The organism is Ekhidna sp., assembly GCF_039960695.1.
Classification (GTDB): Bacteria; Bacteroidota; Bacteroidia; order Cytophagales; family Cyclobacteriaceae; genus Ekhidna.
On record NZ_JBDVKP010000016.1, the window covers coordinates 21,116 to 39,576 of the forward strand.

General features: G+C 39.9%; 17 protein-coding genes. 15 read left to right on the top strand and 2 right to left on the bottom strand.

Annotation, left to right across the window (positions count from 1 at the left end):
• Positions 1–75: 75 nt before the first annotated feature.
• Both folP and cdaA read left to right on the top strand, forming a co-directional pair.
• Positions 76–909, top strand: a complete 834-nt coding sequence (gene folP / locus ABJG98_RS09900; protein ID WP_348279351.1) for a dihydropteroate synthase — start codon at positions 76–78, stop codon at positions 907–909.
• Positions 906–1,766: a diadenylate cyclase CdaA gene (gene cdaA / locus ABJG98_RS09905; RefSeq protein ID WP_348279352.1), complete on the top strand. Its 861-nt coding sequence runs from the start codon at positions 906–908 to the stop codon at positions 1,764–1,766. Before folP ends, cdaA begins: the two co-directional genes overlap by 4 nt.
• A gap of 41 nt (positions 1,767–1,807) precedes the next feature.
• On the opposite strand, the gene kbl is transcribed toward cdaA, so the two are convergent.
• Both kbl and ABJG98_RS09915 read right to left on the bottom strand, forming a co-directional pair.
• On the bottom strand, positions 1,808–2,998 hold the full coding sequence (kbl, locus tag ABJG98_RS09910; protein WP_348279353.1) for a glycine C-acetyltransferase: 1,191 nt from the start codon (positions 2,996–2,998) through the stop codon (positions 1,808–1,810).
• Position 2,999: 1 nt separating this feature from the next.
• On the bottom strand, positions 3,000–3,254 hold the full coding sequence (locus ABJG98_RS09915; protein ID WP_348279354.1) for a hypothetical protein: 255 nt from the start codon (positions 3,252–3,254) through the stop codon (positions 3,000–3,002).
• A gap of 81 nt (positions 3,255–3,335) precedes the next feature.
• Between ABJG98_RS09915 and ABJG98_RS09920 the strand changes: the two genes are divergently transcribed.
• From ABJG98_RS09920 to ruvA, 13 genes are all read left to right on the top strand, one after another.
• Positions 3,336–4,286, top strand: a complete 951-nt coding sequence (locus tag ABJG98_RS09920; RefSeq protein WP_348279355.1) for an NAD-dependent epimerase/dehydratase family protein — start codon at positions 3,336–3,338, stop codon at positions 4,284–4,286.
• 42 nt (positions 4,287–4,328) lie between these two features.
• A complete protein-coding gene (locus ABJG98_RS09925; RefSeq protein WP_348279356.1) occupies positions 4,329–5,117 on the top strand; it encodes an enoyl-CoA hydratase-related protein in 789 nt (262 codons plus the stop codon).
• Between the two features lie 3 nt (positions 5,118–5,120).
• A complete protein-coding gene (locus tag ABJG98_RS09930; RefSeq protein WP_348279357.1) occupies positions 5,121–6,593 on the top strand; it encodes an oligosaccharide flippase family protein in 1,473 nt (490 codons plus the stop codon).
• Between the two features lie 21 nt (positions 6,594–6,614).
• The gene (locus ABJG98_RS09935) at positions 6,615–7,613 is read left to right on the top strand and encodes a sugar phosphate nucleotidyltransferase (RefSeq protein ID WP_348279358.1); all 999 of its coding nucleotides are present in this window, start codon (positions 6,615–6,617) and stop codon (positions 7,611–7,613) included.
• A gap of 5 nt (positions 7,614–7,618) precedes the next feature.
• Positions 7,619–9,322: a CDC27 family protein gene (locus ABJG98_RS09940; protein WP_348279359.1), complete on the top strand. Its 1,704-nt coding sequence runs from the start codon at positions 7,619–7,621 to the stop codon at positions 9,320–9,322.
• The gene (locus ABJG98_RS09945; protein ID WP_348279360.1) at positions 9,315–10,058 is read left to right on the top strand and encodes a DUF4292 domain-containing protein; all 744 of its coding nucleotides are present in this window, start codon (positions 9,315–9,317) and stop codon (positions 10,056–10,058) included. The genes ABJG98_RS09940 and ABJG98_RS09945 overlap by 8 nt, the downstream gene beginning before the upstream one ends.
• The gene (locus ABJG98_RS09950; RefSeq protein WP_348279361.1) at positions 10,045–11,241 is read left to right on the top strand and encodes a peptidoglycan DD-metalloendopeptidase family protein; all 1,197 of its coding nucleotides are present in this window, start codon (positions 10,045–10,047) and stop codon (positions 11,239–11,241) included. The genes ABJG98_RS09945 and ABJG98_RS09950 overlap by 14 nt, the downstream gene beginning before the upstream one ends.
• A gap of 73 nt (positions 11,242–11,314) precedes the next feature.
• Positions 11,315–11,515 (top strand): twin-arginine translocase TatA/TatE family subunit, encoded by a 201-nt coding sequence (tatA, locus tag ABJG98_RS09955; RefSeq protein ID WP_348279362.1) that lies wholly within the window; start codon positions 11,315–11,317, stop codon positions 11,513–11,515.
• A gap of 4 nt (positions 11,516–11,519) precedes the next feature.
• Complete coding sequence (gene gatA, locus ABJG98_RS09960) at positions 11,520–12,953, top strand: Asp-tRNA(Asn)/Glu-tRNA(Gln) amidotransferase subunit GatA (RefSeq protein ID WP_348279363.1); 1,434 nt, start codon at positions 11,520–11,522, stop codon at positions 12,951–12,953.
• A 3-nt stretch (positions 12,954–12,956) separates the two neighbouring features.
• Positions 12,957–14,321 carry a LysM peptidoglycan-binding domain-containing protein gene (locus ABJG98_RS09965; protein ID WP_348279364.1) on the top strand — a complete coding sequence of 455 codons (1,365 nt, stop codon included), beginning with the start codon at positions 12,957–12,959 and terminating at the stop codon, positions 14,319–14,321.
• 85 nt (positions 14,322–14,406) lie between these two features.
• Positions 14,407–15,492, top strand: a complete 1,086-nt coding sequence (locus ABJG98_RS09970; protein ID WP_348279365.1) for a DUF4837 family protein — start codon at positions 14,407–14,409, stop codon at positions 15,490–15,492.
• Positions 15,493–15,579: 87 nt separating this feature from the next.
• Positions 15,580–17,862 carry an NADP-dependent malic enzyme gene (locus ABJG98_RS09975; protein WP_348279366.1) on the top strand — a complete coding sequence of 761 codons (2,283 nt, stop codon included), beginning with the start codon at positions 15,580–15,582 and terminating at the stop codon, positions 17,860–17,862.
• Positions 17,859–18,452 carry a Holliday junction branch migration protein RuvA gene (ruvA, locus tag ABJG98_RS09980; protein ID WP_348279367.1) on the top strand — a complete coding sequence of 198 codons (594 nt, stop codon included), beginning with the start codon at positions 17,859–17,861 and terminating at the stop codon, positions 18,450–18,452. The genes ABJG98_RS09975 and ruvA overlap by 4 nt, the downstream gene beginning before the upstream one ends.
• Positions 18,453–18,461: the final 9 nt, after the last annotated feature.

An 18,461-nucleotide genomic window follows, 5' to 3' on the forward strand; every position in this document is an offset into this window, starting at 1 on the left:
TAATTTTACTTGCAAGGTGAGAGTTAATATTCCAATGTTATCTGGCATTTTACAAAACCAAGCAAAACTAATCCATTGAGTAGCAAACATACCATCAATATCAGAGGAGAAATTGTCGATTTATCATCACCAAAGGTGATGGGTATTATAAATGTGACGCCAGACTCGTTTTTTAGCGGAAGCAGAAAAGAGGTGACTGATGATATTCTTGAAACAGCAGAAATGATGCTCAGTGAAGGAGCCACTTTTTTAGATATTGGTGGGTATTCTTCCCGGCCTGGAGCAGAAGATATTTCTATAGAAGATGAAATTGCTCGAGTAGTCAATCCGATTGAAGCGATTAAAAAACAATTTCCGGAGTCTTTCATATCCATAGACACCTTTAGGTCAGAAGTAGCTAAGAGAGCAGTGGATGCGGGAGCAGCAATTGTCAACGATATTTCTGCAGGTCATTTAGATGAAAACATGTTGCCATGTGTTGCCGAAATGGGTGTTCCGTACATCGCCATGCATATGCGAGGAACGCCCCAAACAATGAAGTCAAAGGTTGATTATGAAGATATTTTGCTCGAAATGATGAAATATTTCTCAACTACCCTTGATCATTGCAACCACTTGGGCATTAAGGACGTCCTAATAGACCCGGGGTTTGGATTTGCAAAAACTGCTGAACAGAGTTTTGATCTGCTAAACAGGCTGGATCATTTTCACCATCTCAATCGGCCTCTACTCGTAGGTGTCTCGCGCAAGTCTATGATCTACCGAACACTTAATTTGACCGCTGAGGAAGCTTTGAATGGTACATCGGTGTTAAATACCGTAGCTTTGTTTAAGGGTGCCGCCATTCTTCGTGTACATGATGTAAAGGAGGCTGTGGAAGCTGTAAAACTTATAAGTCAACTGAATTGATTTTAGCATTTCAAATAGGGTTTTTAGATATTAGCTGGAAGGATGCATTAGATATTCTTTTGGTGACTATCCTATTGAGTCAGGTGTACAAACTGATGAAGGGAAGTGTGGCCATAAAAGTCTTTGTTGGCTTCCTTGCTATCTACCTGATTTACCTGGTTGTAAGCGCACTTCAAATGGAACTCTTGAGTACCATTCTTGGCCAGTTTATGGGTGTTGGAGTTTTGGCTGTGATCATCCTTTTTCAGCAGGAAATCAGAAAGTTTTTATTGCTGGTAGGACGTACCAATATTTTTGAAGAAGGGAAATTCTTTAAGAATGTCAGGTTTTGGTCACAAAACGGAAATGCAAAGCGCGCGAATATCACACCGATTGTTGAAGCAGTTAAGTCTTTGGCCGGTTCCAATACCGGAGCTTTGATCGTCCTTTCTGAAGACTCGCCATTAAAATTTTACGCTGAGTCTGGAGATGCAATGGATTCATTGCTTTCAAAGAGATTGCTGTTAGCCATTTTCAACAAATACAGCCCATTGCATGATGGAGCTGTTATAGTTCATAAGGATCGAATAGTCGCAGCAAGATGTATTCTCCCAGTTACAGAAAGAGATGTTCCTGCACAATACGGTTTGAGACACAGAGCTGGATTGGGAATGTCGGAGAATACAGAGACTTTCATTATCGTGGTTTCGGAGGAGACTGGTCAAATTTCAGCAATGCAAGATGGAGTTACTATGCACAACATATCAGCACAGGAACTCAGACGTCAAATCAACAAATACCTCAATGAACCAAAAGAGCTCAAGAAAGAGAAGAAAGAAAAAGAGGTTGAAGTAGAAGTTAAGGAAGAGGTGGCATAAAAAATCCCCACTCCAGAGCGGGGACCTTATTTTCTAGTTGATTATTTCAAAACTCCCAATTCCTTGCCCACCTCAGTAAATGCTTTGATTGCTTTATCAAGATGTTCTTGCTCATGTACCGCAGAAATTTGAACCCGAATTCTTGCCTCTCCCTTTGGCACAACCGGGAAATAAAAACCAATCACATAAATGCCTTTTTCGAGCAACTTAGCTGCCATTTCTTGTGAAAGTTTGGCATCATAAAGCATGATAGGTACGATCGGGTGCTCGCCTGGTTTGATGTCAAATCCGGCTGCAGTCATCTGCTCTCTGAAGTATTTAGTATTCCCCTCTAGCTTGTCTCTTAGCTCTGTAGTTTCACTGAGCATATCTATCACTGCAATAGAAGCGCCGGTGATCGAAGGAGCAAGTGTGTTAGAAAATAAGTAAGGTCTTGAGCGCTGACGTAGAATATCTACAATCTCCTTTTTCGCTGCAGTAAATCCTCCTGATGCTCCGCCAAGTGCTTTTCCTAAAGTTCCTGTAATAATATCCACACGATCCATGCAGTTTCGGTATTCATGCACTCCTCGACCGGTCTTTCCGATAAATCCGGTAGAATGGCACTCGTCGGTCATCACCAAAGCATCATATTTATCTGCCAGGTCACAAATCTTGTCTAGCTGAGCAATAGTGCCATCCATTGAAAATACACCATCAGTCACGATAATTTTGACTTTTGCTTCGGAAGCAGCTTTCAACTGTTCTTCCAAATCAGCCATGTCATTGTTTTTGTATCTGTATCGCTGCGCCTTACAGAGTCTTACGCCATCAATGATCGAAGCGTGATTCAAGGAATCAGAGATAATTGCATCCTCTGACCCGAGCAAAGGTTCAAACACCCCACCATTTGCATCAAAAGCCGCGGCGTACAGAATTGTATCTTCCATGCCGAGAAATTCCGAAATCTTTCGTTCTAGCTCCTTGTGAATATCCTGAGTGCCACAAATGAATCGAACCGATGACATGCCAAAACCATGAGAATCTATCGAATTTTTAGCAGCTTCGATCACTTTGGGATGTGATGAAAGTCCAAGGTAATTGTTGGCACAAAAATTAATCACCTCGGATCCATCCTGAAGCTTAATGTCAGCTGATTGCGGCGAGGCTATGATACGCTCCTGCTTGTAAAGTCCAGCATCCTTAATTTCTGCAATTTCTTTCTCTAGTCTTGGCTTTAGTGATTTGTACATATCAGCTTGTTTTCGGTTTTAACGGTTTTACTTTCGGTCGCATAGCTTTAGGTGCAGCAGCTTTTTTCACCTCCACTTGCTCCTCCAGCTTATGCGCTCTGCGAATCTTATTAATCAAAAAGAGTTTCTGTTGTGTGAAGCTATCTGGGTGAACCTGATCGAATATCTTTTCAAATTCTGCATACTGAGCAGGCTCCGCAGTTTTATATTTCTTCGAATCAATTTTCTTACTTGACAGATATTCATCAAACTTCATCGCGGCAAATTTAATGGAAGCTAGTTTTCCAGCGCAGTGTAAATTTGCAATCCTTAAACCTGAATAAATAACCATTACCCCATGGATAAAATCCTTATAATAGGTGCCTGCGGACAGCTTGGTACTGAGCTTACACTGAAACTGAGAGAATTAAAGGGAACAGAAAATGTAATAGCCTCAGACTTGCTTGATGAGCCAGTTGAGTTATTAAGTGAAGGCCCTTACGAAAAGCTTAATATTCTGAATAAGGAGTCATTTCAAATCATTTTAGAAGAACATAGTATTACTCAGGTTTATCATTTAGCAGCTGTGTTATCAGCAAAAGGGGAACAGAATCCTCATTTTGCGTGGCAACTAAATATGGATAGTCTTCTTACGGTCCTTGAGGCTGGAAAAGATAAACTCGAAAAAATCTACTGGCCGAGTTCTATCGCAGTTTTTGGCCCAGACACGCCGAAAGAAAATACTCCTCAGAACACCGTGATGAGTCCAAATACTGTTTATGGTATTTCAAAATTAGCTGGTGAGAGATGGTGCGAGTATTACCATGAGAAGTATGGGGTAGATGTTAGAAGTTTAAGATATCCTGGATTGATAGGATATAAGGCGCTGCCTGGTGGAGGTACCACAGACTATGCCGTTGATATTTTTCACAAGGCAATAGCTGGAGAGACGTATGAGTGCTTCTTGTCAGAAAATAGCATGCTTCCTATGATGTATATGGATGATGCTGTAAAAGCGACAATTGACCTTATGGAAACTGAATCGGAAAATGTAAAGGTGAGAAGTTCTTATAATCTGGCTGCAATGAGTTTCACTCCCAAGGAAATAGCCGAAGAGATTAAAATGTATTACCCAGATTTTGAAATCACTTACAATTCAGATTTTCGTCAAAAGATAGCTGATAGCTGGCCAGGAAGCATTGATGATAGCCCTGCTAGAAACAATTGGGGATGGCAACATTCGTATGGATTAAAAGAACTAGTGGAGGTCATGATTACAAATTTGAAAGAGACAATTGTTTTTGATTAAGGCAATTTTCCACTTTCTTTCCACCTGAAAAACCAAGCAACCATGGAATCATATGAAAATCTGGCACTCGATTTAGCCGATGGTATTCTTACAATAACCATCAACAGAGAGAGTAAAATGAATGCACTAAATCGAGCCACAATGCTTGAAATTAGAGATGCATTTCAATACGTTCAGGACAATCCTAAAGACATCAGAGGCGTGATTTTGACTGGTGCGGGTGAGAAAGCGTTTGTCGCTGGAGCAGACATCAGTGAGTTTACTGGTTTGAGTGAAATGCACGCCAGAAAATTTGCAGAGGAAGGTCAGGAGATTTTTCAATCCGTTGAAAATTGCCACACACCGGTTATTGCTGTAGTAAATGGATTTGCATTAGGCGGAGGTTGTGAGTTGGCCATGTCCGCACACATGCGAGTTGCGGTAAGCACGGCTAAGTTTGGACAACCTGAAGTAAATCTAGGTTTGATTCCAGGGTATGGAGGTACGCAACGGCTTACCCAGCTGATAGGAAAAGGACGAGCATTTGAATTTCTAATGAGCGCCGATATGATTTCAGCAGATAAAGCAGAGCAATTGGGATTGGCTAATTATGTAGAAGCTGATAAAGCTGCGGCACAAGCAAAAGCTGTAGACCTCTTACAGAAAATTGCCTCCAAAGCACCGATAGCGATTGGTCTTGTAATCGATTCTGTAAATGCATATTATGAAACAGGCGTCAATGGATATCAAACAGAGGCAAATGCTTTTGCGGGATGTTTTGGTACTGAGGATTTCAAAGAAGGAGTTGCTGCATTTTTAGAAAAAAGAAAAGCTGACTTTAAAGGCGAATAATCCTTGTCGATTCTTAGAAAACTCGCCAGCCAGACAGCAGTTTATGGTTTAAGCAGTGTGCTTGGACGAATGTTAAATTACCTGCTGGTTCCACTTTACACCTCTGTATTTCTTCCTTCAGAATATGGCATAGTTACTGAACTCTACGCTTATGTTGCGTTTCTTAACATTCTTTATATATACGGATTAGAAACAGCTTATTTTAGATTCTCCTCCAAGGAAAACGGAGACCAGTATTTCAATCTTGCGCTCACAAGTATATTATTTTCCTCTCTTCTTTTTTCCGGGACAATCTGGCTTTTTTCTGATGTGATTGCTGACCTATTGCAATATCCTGACAAAGCTCACTACATTGAATGGCTTGCAGCTATTCTTGCGATAGATGCAATTGTAGCTATTCCGTTTGCGAGATTAAGACAAGTAGGAAAAGCCAATCATTTTGCCATCTTCAAACTTTCTAACATTGGAGTAAATATTTTACTCAACCTGTTCTTTATTCTGTGGTGTCCAGTGATACTGGATGCTAACCCTGATAGTTTTATTGTAGATATCTATGATCCACAACTTGGAGTTGGATATGTGTTTTTATCAAATCTCATCGCAAACGGGCTATACTTAGTATTTTTTATTCCGGACTGGTTTAAACTGAAACTCAATTTCAATAATGCTGAATGGAGGCGAATGATGAAGTATGCCTGGCCTGTATTAATTATTGGATTTGCTGGTGTCACTAATGAAATGCTAAGTAGGGCAATATTGAAGTACAGACTACCGGAAGGCTTTTATGAGGGGTATTCGAATCTTGAAATTCTTGGAATCTTCGGAGCATGCTACAAGCTCTCTGTCTTTATGACGCTTGCGGTTCAGGCATTCAGATATGCCTTCGAACCATTCTTTTTTACTCAGGCTAAAGAAAAAAATTCACCTCAGCTTTTCAGTAAGGTAATGACTTGGTTTGTACTATTTACGGCATTCAGCTGGCTAATACTATGCTTATTTATGCCTTATTATGCACCTATTTTCTTAAGACAGGAAAGTTACCTCATGGCACTAGATGCTGTACCCTGGTTGCTTGGTGGTGGATTGTTTTTAGGAGTTTTTTACAATCTGTCGCTATGGTACAAATTGACCGATAAAACACTTTACGGAGCTTATATAAGTTTAATTGGAGCCAGTAGCACTTTCATTCTCAACTGGCTACTTATACCGCAAATGGGTTATATGGGGTCAGCCATTGCAACATTTGCATCCTACTTGCTTATGGTTGTGATTTCTTATGTGTGGGGAGCAAAGCATTACCCCATTCCATATCAGCTACATAAGGTCATGAGTTATATAAGTTTTGCAGGTTTGGGCATATTAATCAATGAACTATCGCAACAATCAGTACTGAAGGCCGTTTTGATCGTCTTAATCTTCCTAACTTTGCCGCTTATTTTAGAAAGAAGATCATTCCAAAAATTCAAAGCTAAATAGCTAACTTTCAATACTTTTTCAATGAATTTAATCATTCCGATGGCCGGAAAGGGTAAGCGACTCAGGCCACATACCTTGACTATTCCAAAGCCTTTAATTCCGATTGCGGGTAAACCCATTGTCCAACGGCTGGTTGAAGATATTGCTGATGTGACTCCAGAAAAGATTGAAAAGATCGGATTTGTCATTGGAGATTTTGATGATGAGATTAAAAATGAGCTAAGGGAAATCGCTAAGAAAGTGGGTGCTGAAGCACATTTTTATGTTCAGGCAACGGCGGAAGGGACAGCCCACGCAATAGCTTGCGCCAATGAAATACTGGATGGAAAAGTGACAGTTGCATTCTCCGATACATTATTTAGAGCTGATTTTAAACTGAACCCAGAGGATGATGGAATTATTTGGACCAAACAAATAGAGGACCCAAGCGCTTTTGGTGTTGTTAAGACAAATGAAGAAGGAGTAATCACTGATTTTGTGGAGAAACCAAAGGATTTCGTTTCCGATCAGGCAATTATAGGGATCTATTACTTCAAAAAGGGGGAAGATCTCAGATCTGAAATAGACTATTTGATTTCGAACGATATCCGTGGCGGTGGAGAATTTCAATTGACAATGGCGTTGGAAAACCTGAAAAATAAAGGCACCAATTTCACGATTGGCACAGTAAATGAATGGTTGGATTGTGGAAATAAAGCGATTACTGTTCAGTCAAATTCAAGATATCTCGGATTTTTGAAAGGAGAAAACCTTATTGCAAAAAGTGCAAAAATCGAAAATTGTAAAATTATTGAACCGGTATTTATAGGGGAGGAGACGGAAATTTCGAACTCTACTATTGGACCTAATGTTTCAATTGGAAAAAACTGTAAGATTAGTAACTCTAAGCTCAGTGAATCACTCATCCAAAATAACACGTCACTTGTTGACGTTGATTTAACCAACTCAATGATTGGAAACTTCGTTAATTTGGATGGTCAGCCCAAATCAGTGAGTATAGGTGATTACAGCGAATGGTAAGATTGATGCGAATAGTTTTATTTTCAGTACTTCTCCTAACATCCCTTTTATCTTTATCTCAAAGGAAAAAGAAGGATGTGATTATTCCTTTAACACAAGAGGATTCACTTAAGCTCGAGGGGGTTTTGGTCGAAGCTGAAAAGCAATTGATTCTGGAAAATTATGCCAAAGCTTTAGAGAACTTTAATGTTGCACTCGGTATGAATACCGAAAGTGCAGCTACTAATTTTAAAATTGCTGAAGTTCTGGCAAAAAGCAATGAAGGTCAAAAGGCGTTACCATATGGACTTAAAGCCATAGAGCTCGATCCCAGGAATAAGTACTACCGCCTCGGTCTCGCACGCATCTATCAATCGATAGGATTTTATATGGATGCTGCAAAAACATATGAAGGACTTCTTGAATTCTTTCCTTCCGAAGAAAATGCCCTTTACGAGCTGGCAGAGTTGTATCAGCTTACTGGCCGCAGAGATGAAATGTTTCGAATCTTTAATCAAATCGAAGCTCAACTTGGAGTCAAGGAGGAAATCACACGCGAAAAGCAGCGCATCTATATGAAAGAAGGTAAGCTTGATGATGTCATTGCGGAATATGACAAACTCATAGATGCCTATCCAAACGAATCTTCATACAAAGCTGAACTCATTAATTTCCTGATTCAAAATAAGCGACTCAACCGAGCCGAAGAAGCAATAACAGATTACGAGGCAACAGAATCATTCTCATCCAGAATAACCATGATGAAAAGCGAATTAGCTTGGATGAAAGGAGATCGTGAAAGTTCTATTAAGCTACTGAGTAAAGCATTTGAGACCAATTCCATTGATTTTAATGCCAAGTTTCAAATTATCTCCAACTATTTGGTTATGAGTCCAGATGCGGAGATAAGGGGCAAACTCACCCAAATTGCTATTCAATTGGCTGATCAGTATCAAGATGAATTCAAGGCGCAAGCCTTCGTAGGTGACATGCTCTATCAAGATGGGAAAAGTCAGGATGCTGTAAACTATTACCTCAGAGCAGTAAGATTAAATGCCTCAAACTATTCGGTATGGCAAAATATTTTGAATGTTGAAGCAGATTTAAACCAATATGATAGTGTAGTGATTCATGCGGAAAGAGCACTTGAATATTTCCCCAATCAAGCCCTTCTCTACTATTTTGCCGGTACGGGGCATTTGATCAACAATGACTACAGAAAGGCGGTTCGAATGTTAGATCAGGGTAGAAAATATACAGTTGATCCAAACCTTCTAACAGTGTTTTATGGGCAGCTAGGAGATGCCTACAATGGACTTCAAGAAAATGAAAAATCGTATCAGGCGTATGACAAAGCGCTTGAAAATGGGCCAAATAATGATCACGTCCTGAACAATTACAGCTATTACCTTTCTCTTGAGAACAAGAATTTGGATAAAGCACTTGAGATGTCTACCCGATTGGTAGAGCAGCACCCGAATAATCCTACATATTTAGATACTCATGGTTGGGTTCTTTATACCACCGGAAAATATAAAGAGTCACGAAATTTTCTTGAAAAGGCAGCCACATTGGATGAAGATGGCACAGTGATTGAACACTACGGAGATGTACTCTTCCAGTTGGGAGAGGTTGAGGAAGCTATAAAGCAATGGGAAAGAGCTCGTGACTTAGGAAGTGCTTCCGAATTAATAGGTAAGAAAATTTCAGATAGAAAGCTGTATGAATAAGTTCATAATAGTGTGCCTTGTGGGAATGATTGGCCTTGGATCATGCAATAGGAAGTCAGGCGCCATTTTTGGTAAAAAGAAGGATAAACTTGAAGTTGTAGACCCAGTATTTGACTACATGTCAGCAAAAGCGAAATTCACCTTCGATGATGGAGAAAAGAGTGTCTCTGCCACAGCAAATTTTAGAATCAAAAAAGACAGCCTCATCTGGATTTCTATTACACCAGGTTTAGGAATCGAAGTAGCTCGAGTATTAATAAATACAGAAAACGTCTTTGTATTGGATAAACTGAATAAGCACTATTACGAATATTCATTCCAAGATCTTTCAATTGAGTATGACTTTGATTTCAACTTTCAGATGATTCAATCCGTAATTTTAGGGAACCTGGTAGAGCCTTATCAAAAGCAGCGTGTTGAAAAGATGGACAGTTATTTTACTTACACAGCTTCAAAAGGTGTATATCTTTATCAAAACTATATAGGCGCCTCAACTATGAAGCTGGAAAAGGTTCAAGTTTACGATGAAGACACAAGAAACACGATTTCAGTAAATTACAGTGATTTTATCTTAGTGAACAGTCAGATATTTCCAAATGAGATTTCGGCAGTTATTGACTATGAAGCTAACAATAAACCGAATACAGAGGTTGAAATTTCCTACAGTAAGATGGTCATTGAAGACGGACCTATTAGCTTTCCTTACTCCGTACCCAATAAGTATGAGAAGAAGTAATCTTCACTTCGTAGCATTCTTTTTTATGCTAGCATTCTTAAGTTTTGACACATTTGGTCAAAAAACAAAAAGTCAATTAGAGCAGGAAAAGAAAGAGAACCTTCGAAAAATCGCCGAGGCAGAACGGATCTTAAATGAAACTGCAGATGAGAAAAAAGCTACACTAGGGCAGCTTCAGGCATTAAATCAGCAAATCAACGCACGTGAGTCTTTAATACGATCGATTGGTTCGGAAATCAGAATCCTTGATAATGAAATTACGGATTTGCGTATCGTAGTTTCGTCATTACAAGGTGATCTAAAATTCTTGAAAGAAGAATATGCTGCTCAGATTTACTCATCTTATAAAGCAAATAGAGGCAATAGCCGACTCATGTTCTTGTTCTCAGCGAGAAACTTTAATCAACTCATACAACGCTTAAAATACCTTGAACAATACGCCAAAGCCCGGAGATTACAAGCCGAACAAATTGAAGTGGTGACCAAGGAACTCAATGATCAAAGAAGCAAAGTAGAGGCTAAGCGCGCCGAACAACAGCGATTGTTAAATCAACAGGTACGTGAAAGTAGAAAACTGGCAAACTCTAAAAAGAAACAGTCTATTTTAGTTGCCCAATTGACTAAAAAGGAACGTCAACTCCGGAAGGAGGTAGAAGACAGGAAGGCAGCCAATGCTAGATTAAACACCCTTATTGCTAGCATTATTGAGGATGAAGCAAAGAAAACATCTACTGCATCAACCGCAGAAGCCGCCAGTGCTGCTGAGTTGACACGATTGTTCGAATCAAAAAAAAATAGCCTCACATGGCCGGTTGGATCAGGTTTTATTGCATCAAAGTTTGGAAAGCAACCGCATCCTGTTTTAAAGCGAATTACAGTTGTGAATGATGGTGTTGGAATACAAACAGAGAAAGATTCACAAGTAAAAGCAGTATTTGATGGTGAAGTCACACTAATTGGCACAATCCCTGGCAAGAATAACGTTGTGGTAATTAGGCACGGTTCATACCTCACTGTCTATGCACAGCTCAAAAATATCAATGTTAAGAAAGGTCAAAAAGTAAGGGCAAATGACATTATTGGAGAAGTCTATACAGATCGTGACGGAATATCTGAATTAGAATTTCAGGTATATAAAGGGACCACAAAGCTCAATCCGGAAAATTGGCTGGCAATGAAGTGAAATAAAATGTCACCTTATTGCTCAATGCTCCGTTTCTAAATACTTATCTTTGTAATCTAAAATTTAAAAAGCAATGCATACATCATTATTATTTGCAATGCCAGGGTGGACTGAGATGATCATTATCGCTCTTTTCATTATCATTTTTTTCGGAGCGAAAAAAATACCTGAAATCGCGAGAGGCATGGGGAAAGGCATCAGAGAGTTTAAGGATGCGACCAAGGAAATCAAGAACGAAATAAACGAAGGTTCCAGCGAGGAAAAAAAGGCTTAAAACCTTGAAAAACTTTCAATTACTCTCTGAAATAAGATCAGAGATCGACGCTGGGAAACTCACCGTTTCCACACTTACTCAGCACTACCTGAACAACATCAATGACAAAAACGGAAGGCTCAATGCCTTCCTTTCTGTTTATGGCGATGAAGCATTACAGCACGCCAGGGTTATTGATGATAAAATTCAGAAAAATTCGGCTGGAAAATTAGCCGGGCTGATTGTTGGTATAAAAGATGTTTTTGCATACGCAAATCATAGACTTCAATGCGCAAGTAATATTCTTGAAAATTTTGAATCACAGTTTACGGCAACTTGTGTTCAACGATTGATTGATGAAGATGCTATAATTATTGGCCATCAAAATTGTGATGAATTTGCGATGGGTTCATCCAATGAGAATTCCGCATTTGGCAGTTGCAAAAATCCTATAGATGAAACGCGAGTACCTGGTGGTTCTTCAGGCGGCTCTGCGGCAGCCGTGGCGGCAGATATGTGTCTCGTTTCCATTGGATCAGATACAGGTGGATCGGTCAGGCAACCAGCAGCTTTTTGTGGCGTAATTGGACTAAAGCCAACATATTCCCGGATTTCAAGATTTGGATTGGCCGCTTATGCAAGCTCATTCGACACTGTCGGAATTTTTTCGAAAAGCATTGAAGATGCAGCTCTGATTCTTGAAGTGATGGCTGGTGCTGATGAATGGGACAGTACAGTCTCACAAAAGTCGGTTCCTAAATTTTCATCCTTCCATTCAAATAAGAAGTATAGCGTCGCTTATTTACATGAGACGCTAGAACATTATGGACTCAATGAGGAGATCAAAAAAAAGACGCTTCAAACAATCAGCAATCTTAAAGAAATAGGACATAGAGTAGAAGGCGTTCGAATGTCATTTTTGGAATATGTATTGCCAACCTATTATGTGCTCACTGCTGCGGAAGCAAGCTCCAATTTATCTCGATATGATGGAGTAAGATATGGAAAACGAGCAGATGGTAGTGAGCTTAGCGAAATGTACACTAACAGTAGATCAGAAGGTTTTGGGGAAGAAGTGAGACGAAGAATAATGACCGGAACTTTCGTATTGAGCGCTAGCTATTATGATGCCTATTATACCAAGGCACAAAAAGTGCGAAAACTGATTCAGGAGGAAACTAATACACTGTTAGATCAGTACGATTTCATCATATCTCCAACCACTCCAACTACCGCATTTAAAATCGGAGAATTAAATGATGACCCCATTCAAATGTATCTGGAAGATCTATTCACAGTTCAGGCAAATGTTGCCGGAATACCAGCGATTTCTATACCAATGGGCACAGACAACACAGGCTTACCAATTGGCGTTCAACTAATGTCAAAAAGCTTTAATGAGCTGGAATTACTTGATATTTCAAATCAAATCATTACTTTCAAAGATCAAAATAGATAGAACATGACACGAAAATGGTTCCTGATAGGGATTATATTCATTTCATTAGTGGGGAAAGGTCAGGATTTTCAACTCACAGAAGTGATCCCTGACAACACATACGATGAGATTGCGGACCGGATGGGCTGCATTGAAAATGAGGTTCCTTTGATCTTTAATGAGCGCGTGATGGCATTTATTGACTATTTCGCCATCAAGGATCGAGAATATACACGAGACATTATTCTAAAAAAAGAGCTTTATTTTCCGCTCTTCTCAGAAACACTTGCTCGTCACAATATGCCAGATGAGCTCAAATATCTAGCAATAGTTGAATCGGGATTACGACCAAATGCCATTTCAAGAGCCAATGCTGTTGGGTTGTGGCAGTTCATCTCCTCAACTGGTAAGATGTACGGACTACATAGCAATTGGTATCTTGATGATCGAATGGATCCGGTAGAAGCTACTGACGCGGCTGCTCGACATTTGAAAGATCTCTATCGAATGTTTGACAGCTGGGAGCTGGCACTTGCAGCTTATAACTGTGGTCCAGGGAATGTGAGAAAAGCGATTCGTAGAAGTGGTTATAAAAGAGAGTTTTGGGATATCTATCGCTACTTACCTCGCGAAACAAGATCATACGTGCCACAATTTGTGGCAATCACCTACCTATTCAATCACCTTGAAGAGCATGGATTTGAAGAGCAACCTGAGATTTTCTATCCCGAGATGGATACAATCATGATCTCTCAATATTTTCATGTAGAAACGTTCTGCAATCAACTCGGACTTTGCTTGGATGATATACTGCTTTGGAACCCTCAAATTAAGCGCGGTGCCTTGCCCGAAGGGACTCGAAATTTCGCACTAAACATACCCATAGAGTGGAAAGAAGAAATTGTTGCCAATAGAACTCACCTGTATGACACAGCGTCAAAAGTGGGAAAGGAACATTTGGATTACCTGGCTAGAAACACTCCCGGAAGTACGTATGGAAGAGAAAGGCTCTATTATCGAGTAAGAAGTGGTGATGTGTTAGGTACCATTGCCAGACAATACGGAGTGCGTGTTTCTGATATAAGATCATGGAATAGATTGCGTGGAAATCTCATAAGAGTGGGGCAGCGTTTAAGTATTTGGGTGCTACCAACATACAATTCAAACACCAAAAATTTATACACTGCTTCTGCCTCAGAGACAAAACCAAAACCTGTTCCTAGTCCTCCATCTTCAATCTCCGGAGGAAAGACGTACACAGTGAAATATGGCGATTCTTTGTGGAGTATTAGTAAAAACAACAACACAAGTATTGAAAAACTGAAGCAAGCGAATAAGTTGACTTCAAACACGATTAAACCAGGGCAATCACTTGTTATTCCAAACTGAATCAATCGTCATATTACCCAAAGTTTCTAAGTTTGGATCAAGGGAATAGTTTTTGCTAGATCATGATCAAATAAAATCAGATTTTATGTACAGAATTATACTTCTATTTATTGTTATCGCATTCGGATGTAGTGAGGCGTCAAAAGAAAGCAGAAGAAAGGATTTGTTGCCAACTGCTCGTGGAGAGGCCGATGAGATTATCCTCGTTGTAGACTCTACACAATGGGTTGACTCTTTAGGTGTTGGTGCCGAACTTAGAAAGACCTTCATGTCTCCAATGCTAGGCCTCCCTCAAGATGAATCGCTTTTCAATGTAAGTAAGGTGAATCCGAGAAGATTAAATTCTGTGCTCAAGTCGGCAAAAAACATGGTGTTTGTAATGACTTTGGATAGCAAAACATCTGATAGCAGGGTGTTGCAGCAATTTTTCACTGATCAATCGCTCAATCAGATCAAACGAGACACATCTATATTTATGCGGGCACAAAAAGATCTTTTTGCAAAGGGTCAGACCGTATTATTTCTTTTCTCCTCTACTGAAGAACTTCTGTCTCAAAAAATAAATTACAACAGATCGGCAATTCGTGAATATTTTGAGACGTCTGCACGAGAGATTATTAAAGGTCAACTTTTTAATAGCACCCAAAAACAACTCGCAGCTAGAATAGAGGAAAATCACAAGGTCTCAATAACCATTCCATTTGGTTGGGAGAAAGCGAGGGACTTAAAAAATTTCGTATGGTTGCGAAAGATGGATGCCCAGACCGAGCAAAGCATCTTCATATATTATGAGCCGTATAGAGATCGTAGGATTTTCAATGAAATTGCGGAATTAAGAGATAAAATCACAAAGCAAAATCTGTATGATGGGGAAAATCAAGATGTATACATCCAGCGTCAGGAAATTATTCCAGTTTTCACAGAGCGTGTAAACTTCAATGGACATTTTGCAGTAGAAGCACGTGGCCTTTGGAAAATTAGTGATAATTCAAGAGGAGGACCATTCCTTAGTTACACCATCGTAGATGAAGAAAGTGGAGTAATATATTATGTTGAGGGATATGTTGATTCACCTGGAACTAGAAAGAAGAAATTAGTACGAGAATTAGAAGCAATCCTTTCCACTTTCAAAACGGCAGATGATCTCAAGGCATCAAAAGATGCATCTTAATCCATTCGAATAATTGGTTATTCCTTTTTAGTTGGTCACCTTTGATGATTGGATAATCTATCCAAAATCAACATTAATCAATAGAGGATGAGTACAACCAAAATAAGGCCTAAGGAGGCATTAGAATATCATTCAAACAAGCCAGCAGGAAAGATTGAAGTAAACTCTACTAAATCGGTGAGTTCACAGCATGATTTGGCGCTTGCCTACTCTCCAGGAGTCGCAGAACCATGCAAGGAAATAGCTAATAATCCGGAAGATGTCTATAAGTATACTGCCAAGGGTAACCTGGTTGGCGTAATTTCTAATGGTACAGCAGTGCTTGGGTTGGGCAATATTGGTCCTGAAGCTTCAAAGCCAGTAATGGAAGGTAAGGGAGTTCTTTTTAAGAAATTTGCTGGAATTGATGTTTTCGACATTGAGATAAATGAAGAAGATCCGGATAAATTCATAGAAATAGTAAAATCACTTGAGCCCACATTTGGCGGAATCAATCTAGAGGATATTAAAGCTCCTGAAAGTTTTAAAATTGAGCAAACGTTGCGTGAAGAGATGAGCATTCCTATCATGCACGACGACCAGCACGGAACCGCCATAATTTCAAGCGCTGCATTACTCAATGCACTTGAAGTAGTAGGTAAAAAAATCGGTGATCTTAAGATCGTTGTGAGTGGTGCGGGTGCTGCAGCTATCGCTTGCACTAATCTTTATGTTTCTCTGGGAGCGAAAAAAGAGAACATCCTCATGGCAGATAGTAAAGGAATCCTTAATGAGAGCAGAAAAGGTCTGGATGAAATCAAATCTAAATATGCCACTAAGAAAAAGATAGATACCCTGGAAGAAGCCCTCAAAGGAGCAGACATGTTCCTTGGACTTTCCATAGCAGATGTAGTCACTCCAGCCATGCTGAAGTCCATGGCTGATAATCCAATCGTATTTGCACTTGCAAATCCTGATCCGGAGATTGCCTATGATTTGGCCGTAAGTACTAGAAAGGATGTGCTAATGGCGACCGGCCGTTCTGATCATCCCAATCAGGTAAATAATGTGCTTGGCTTTCCATACATTTTCAGAGGGGCTTTAGATGTACGGTCTACAGCAATCAATGAAGAGATGAAGCTAGCTGCAGTCAAGGCGATAGCAGAGCTTGCTAAGGAGCAAGTTCCGGATATAGTGTTAAAAGCATATGGTAAGTCAAGTATCAAATTCGGCAGTGAATACCTGATTCCAAAGCCAATGGATCCTCGCTTGATTACTACCATTTCCCCTGCTGTTGCTAAAGCAGCTATGGATTCAGGAGTGGCAAGAATTCAAATTCCAGATTGGAAAAAATATGAAGACGATCTATTGGAGCGAGTAGGAATTGATCAGCGCTTAATTTCTCGCTTCGTTTACAGAGCTCGGCAAAACCCTAAGAAAGTAGTTTTTGCAGAAGCAGATCATGTAAATATTCTCAAAGCAGCACAAATGACTCTTGACTCAGGTATTGGAACACCGATCCTGATGGGTAAGCAAAAGATCATCAAAGCACTGATCGAAGAGCACGAGCTAGAAGCCATAAAAGACTGTGATGTCATCGATCCATATGAGCACATGGACAAGGTGGAATCTTTCGCAAAAGAATATACACTTATACGTCAGCGAAAAGGGATGACCAAGCACCTTGCCAAAAAGGCAATGCTCAGCCGCACGTATTTTGGTATGATGATGGTAGAGAAAGGTGAAGCTGATGTGTTGATTTCTGGACTGTCCAATGATTATCCTAAAACAGTACTTCCAGCTTTGCAGATTGTTGGAATGGAAGAAGGGGTAAAGAGAGTTGCAGGGATGTATATTATGAATACCTCAAGGGGTAATTATTTCTTTGCTGACACCACAGTAAACATGAATCCTACAGCTGAAGAGTTGGTAGAAATCATAGGATTGACACATCGTGCGGTGAGGTTCTTCGATTATGAACCAAAAATTGCCGGACTTTCATTCTCCAACTTTGGATCGGCCAAAGGGGAGGTGCCGGAAAAAATGGCTAAAGCCGTAAAACTTGCTAAAGAAAGATGGCCAGAAATGATCATTGATGGTGAAATTCAAGCGAATGTGGCCTTAAATAAACATTTACTTGAGGAATTGTATCCATTCAGTGATTTAAAAGGACACAGTGTGAATACGCTAGTATTCCCTGATTTGCAATCAGGAAATATTGCCTATAAGACCCTAATGGAAATTGGTGGTGCAGAGGTAATTGGACCAATCCTTATGGGAATGAAAAAATCAGTGCAAGTGCTTCAGTTAGGTAGCTCGGTAAAAGAAATTTATAATATGGTTGCCATTGCCGTTGTAGATGCTGGAGTGGCTAAAAGAGAAGGCTTATGATAACCTACCTAAAAGGAAGGCTAGCCTTCAAAGATCCAACACACTTAGTAATTGATGTTGGAGGTGTAGGATACGAAGTGAAGATTAGCCTGATCACCTACTCGCAAGTGAAGGATAAGGAAGACACGCTCATTCAAACCTATCTTCATGTCAAAGAAGATTCGCATACACTCTTCGGCTTTTATGAACAAAGTGAGAAAAAACGATTTTTAGATTTGCTATCTATAAATGGTGTAGGACCTAGCACAGCATTGATGATTTTGTCATCTCTAGACGCGAAAGAGTTGCAGGCAGCGATCATTCAAGAAGACGTGAAAACCATTCAATCTGTGAAAGGGATTGGAGGAAAGACGGCACAGCGGATTATCCTGGAATTGAAGGATAAGATGAAAAAAGAAGGACTACTTGACAAATCGGTAGAAATTCAGCCTAGATTTGATAATACGCTGCGGTTTGAGGCGTTATCTGCTTTGACAACTTTAGGGATAAATAAGTCAGCAGCAGAAAAAACTGTCGACAAGATTTTGAAAGAATACGGAGAGGAGATTAAACTTGAAGAATTGATCAAACAAGCGCTGAAGCGGTCATAACCAAACCAA

Excerpts from the sequence above, each read along its gene's own strand:
- ABJG98_RS09940 (WP_348279359.1), top strand. The coding sequence starts at position 7,619 with ATGCGAATAGTTTTATTTTCAGTACTTCTCCTAACATCCCTTTTATCT.
- ABJG98_RS09920 (WP_348279355.1), top strand. The coding sequence starts at position 3,336 with ATGGATAAAATCCTTATAATAGGTGCCTGCGGACAGCTTGGTACTGAG.
- ABJG98_RS09975 (WP_348279366.1), top strand. The coding sequence starts at position 15,580 with ATGAGTACAACCAAAATAAGGCCTAAGGAGGCATTAGAATATCATTCA.
- ABJG98_RS09935 (WP_348279358.1), top strand. The coding sequence starts at position 6,615 with ATGAATTTAATCATTCCGATGGCCGGAAAGGGTAAGCGACTCAGGCCA.
- ABJG98_RS09970 (WP_348279365.1), top strand. The coding sequence starts at position 14,407 with ATGTACAGAATTATACTTCTATTTATTGTTATCGCATTCGGATGTAGT.
- ABJG98_RS09965 (WP_348279364.1), top strand. The coding sequence starts at position 12,957 with ATGACACGAAAATGGTTCCTGATAGGGATTATATTCATTTCATTAGTG.
- tatA (WP_348279362.1), top strand. The coding sequence starts at position 11,315 with ATGCATACATCATTATTATTTGCAATGCCAGGGTGGACTGAGATGATC.
- kbl (WP_348279353.1), bottom strand. The coding sequence starts at position 2,998 with ATGTACAAATCACTAAAGCCAAGACTAGAGAAAGAAATTGCAGAAATT.
- ruvA (WP_348279367.1), top strand. The coding sequence starts at position 17,859 with ATGATAACCTACCTAAAAGGAAGGCTAGCCTTCAAAGATCCAACACAC.
- ABJG98_RS09950 (WP_348279361.1), top strand. The coding sequence starts at position 10,045 with ATGAGAAGAAGTAATCTTCACTTCGTAGCATTCTTTTTTATGCTAGCA.
- ABJG98_RS09925 (WP_348279356.1), top strand. The coding sequence starts at position 4,329 with ATGGAATCATATGAAAATCTGGCACTCGATTTAGCCGATGGTATTCTT.
- ABJG98_RS09915 (WP_348279354.1), bottom strand. The coding sequence starts at position 3,254 with ATGAAGTTTGATGAATATCTGTCAAGTAAGAAAATTGATTCGAAGAAA.
- ABJG98_RS09945 (WP_348279360.1), top strand. The coding sequence starts at position 9,315 with ATGAATAAGTTCATAATAGTGTGCCTTGTGGGAATGATTGGCCTTGGA.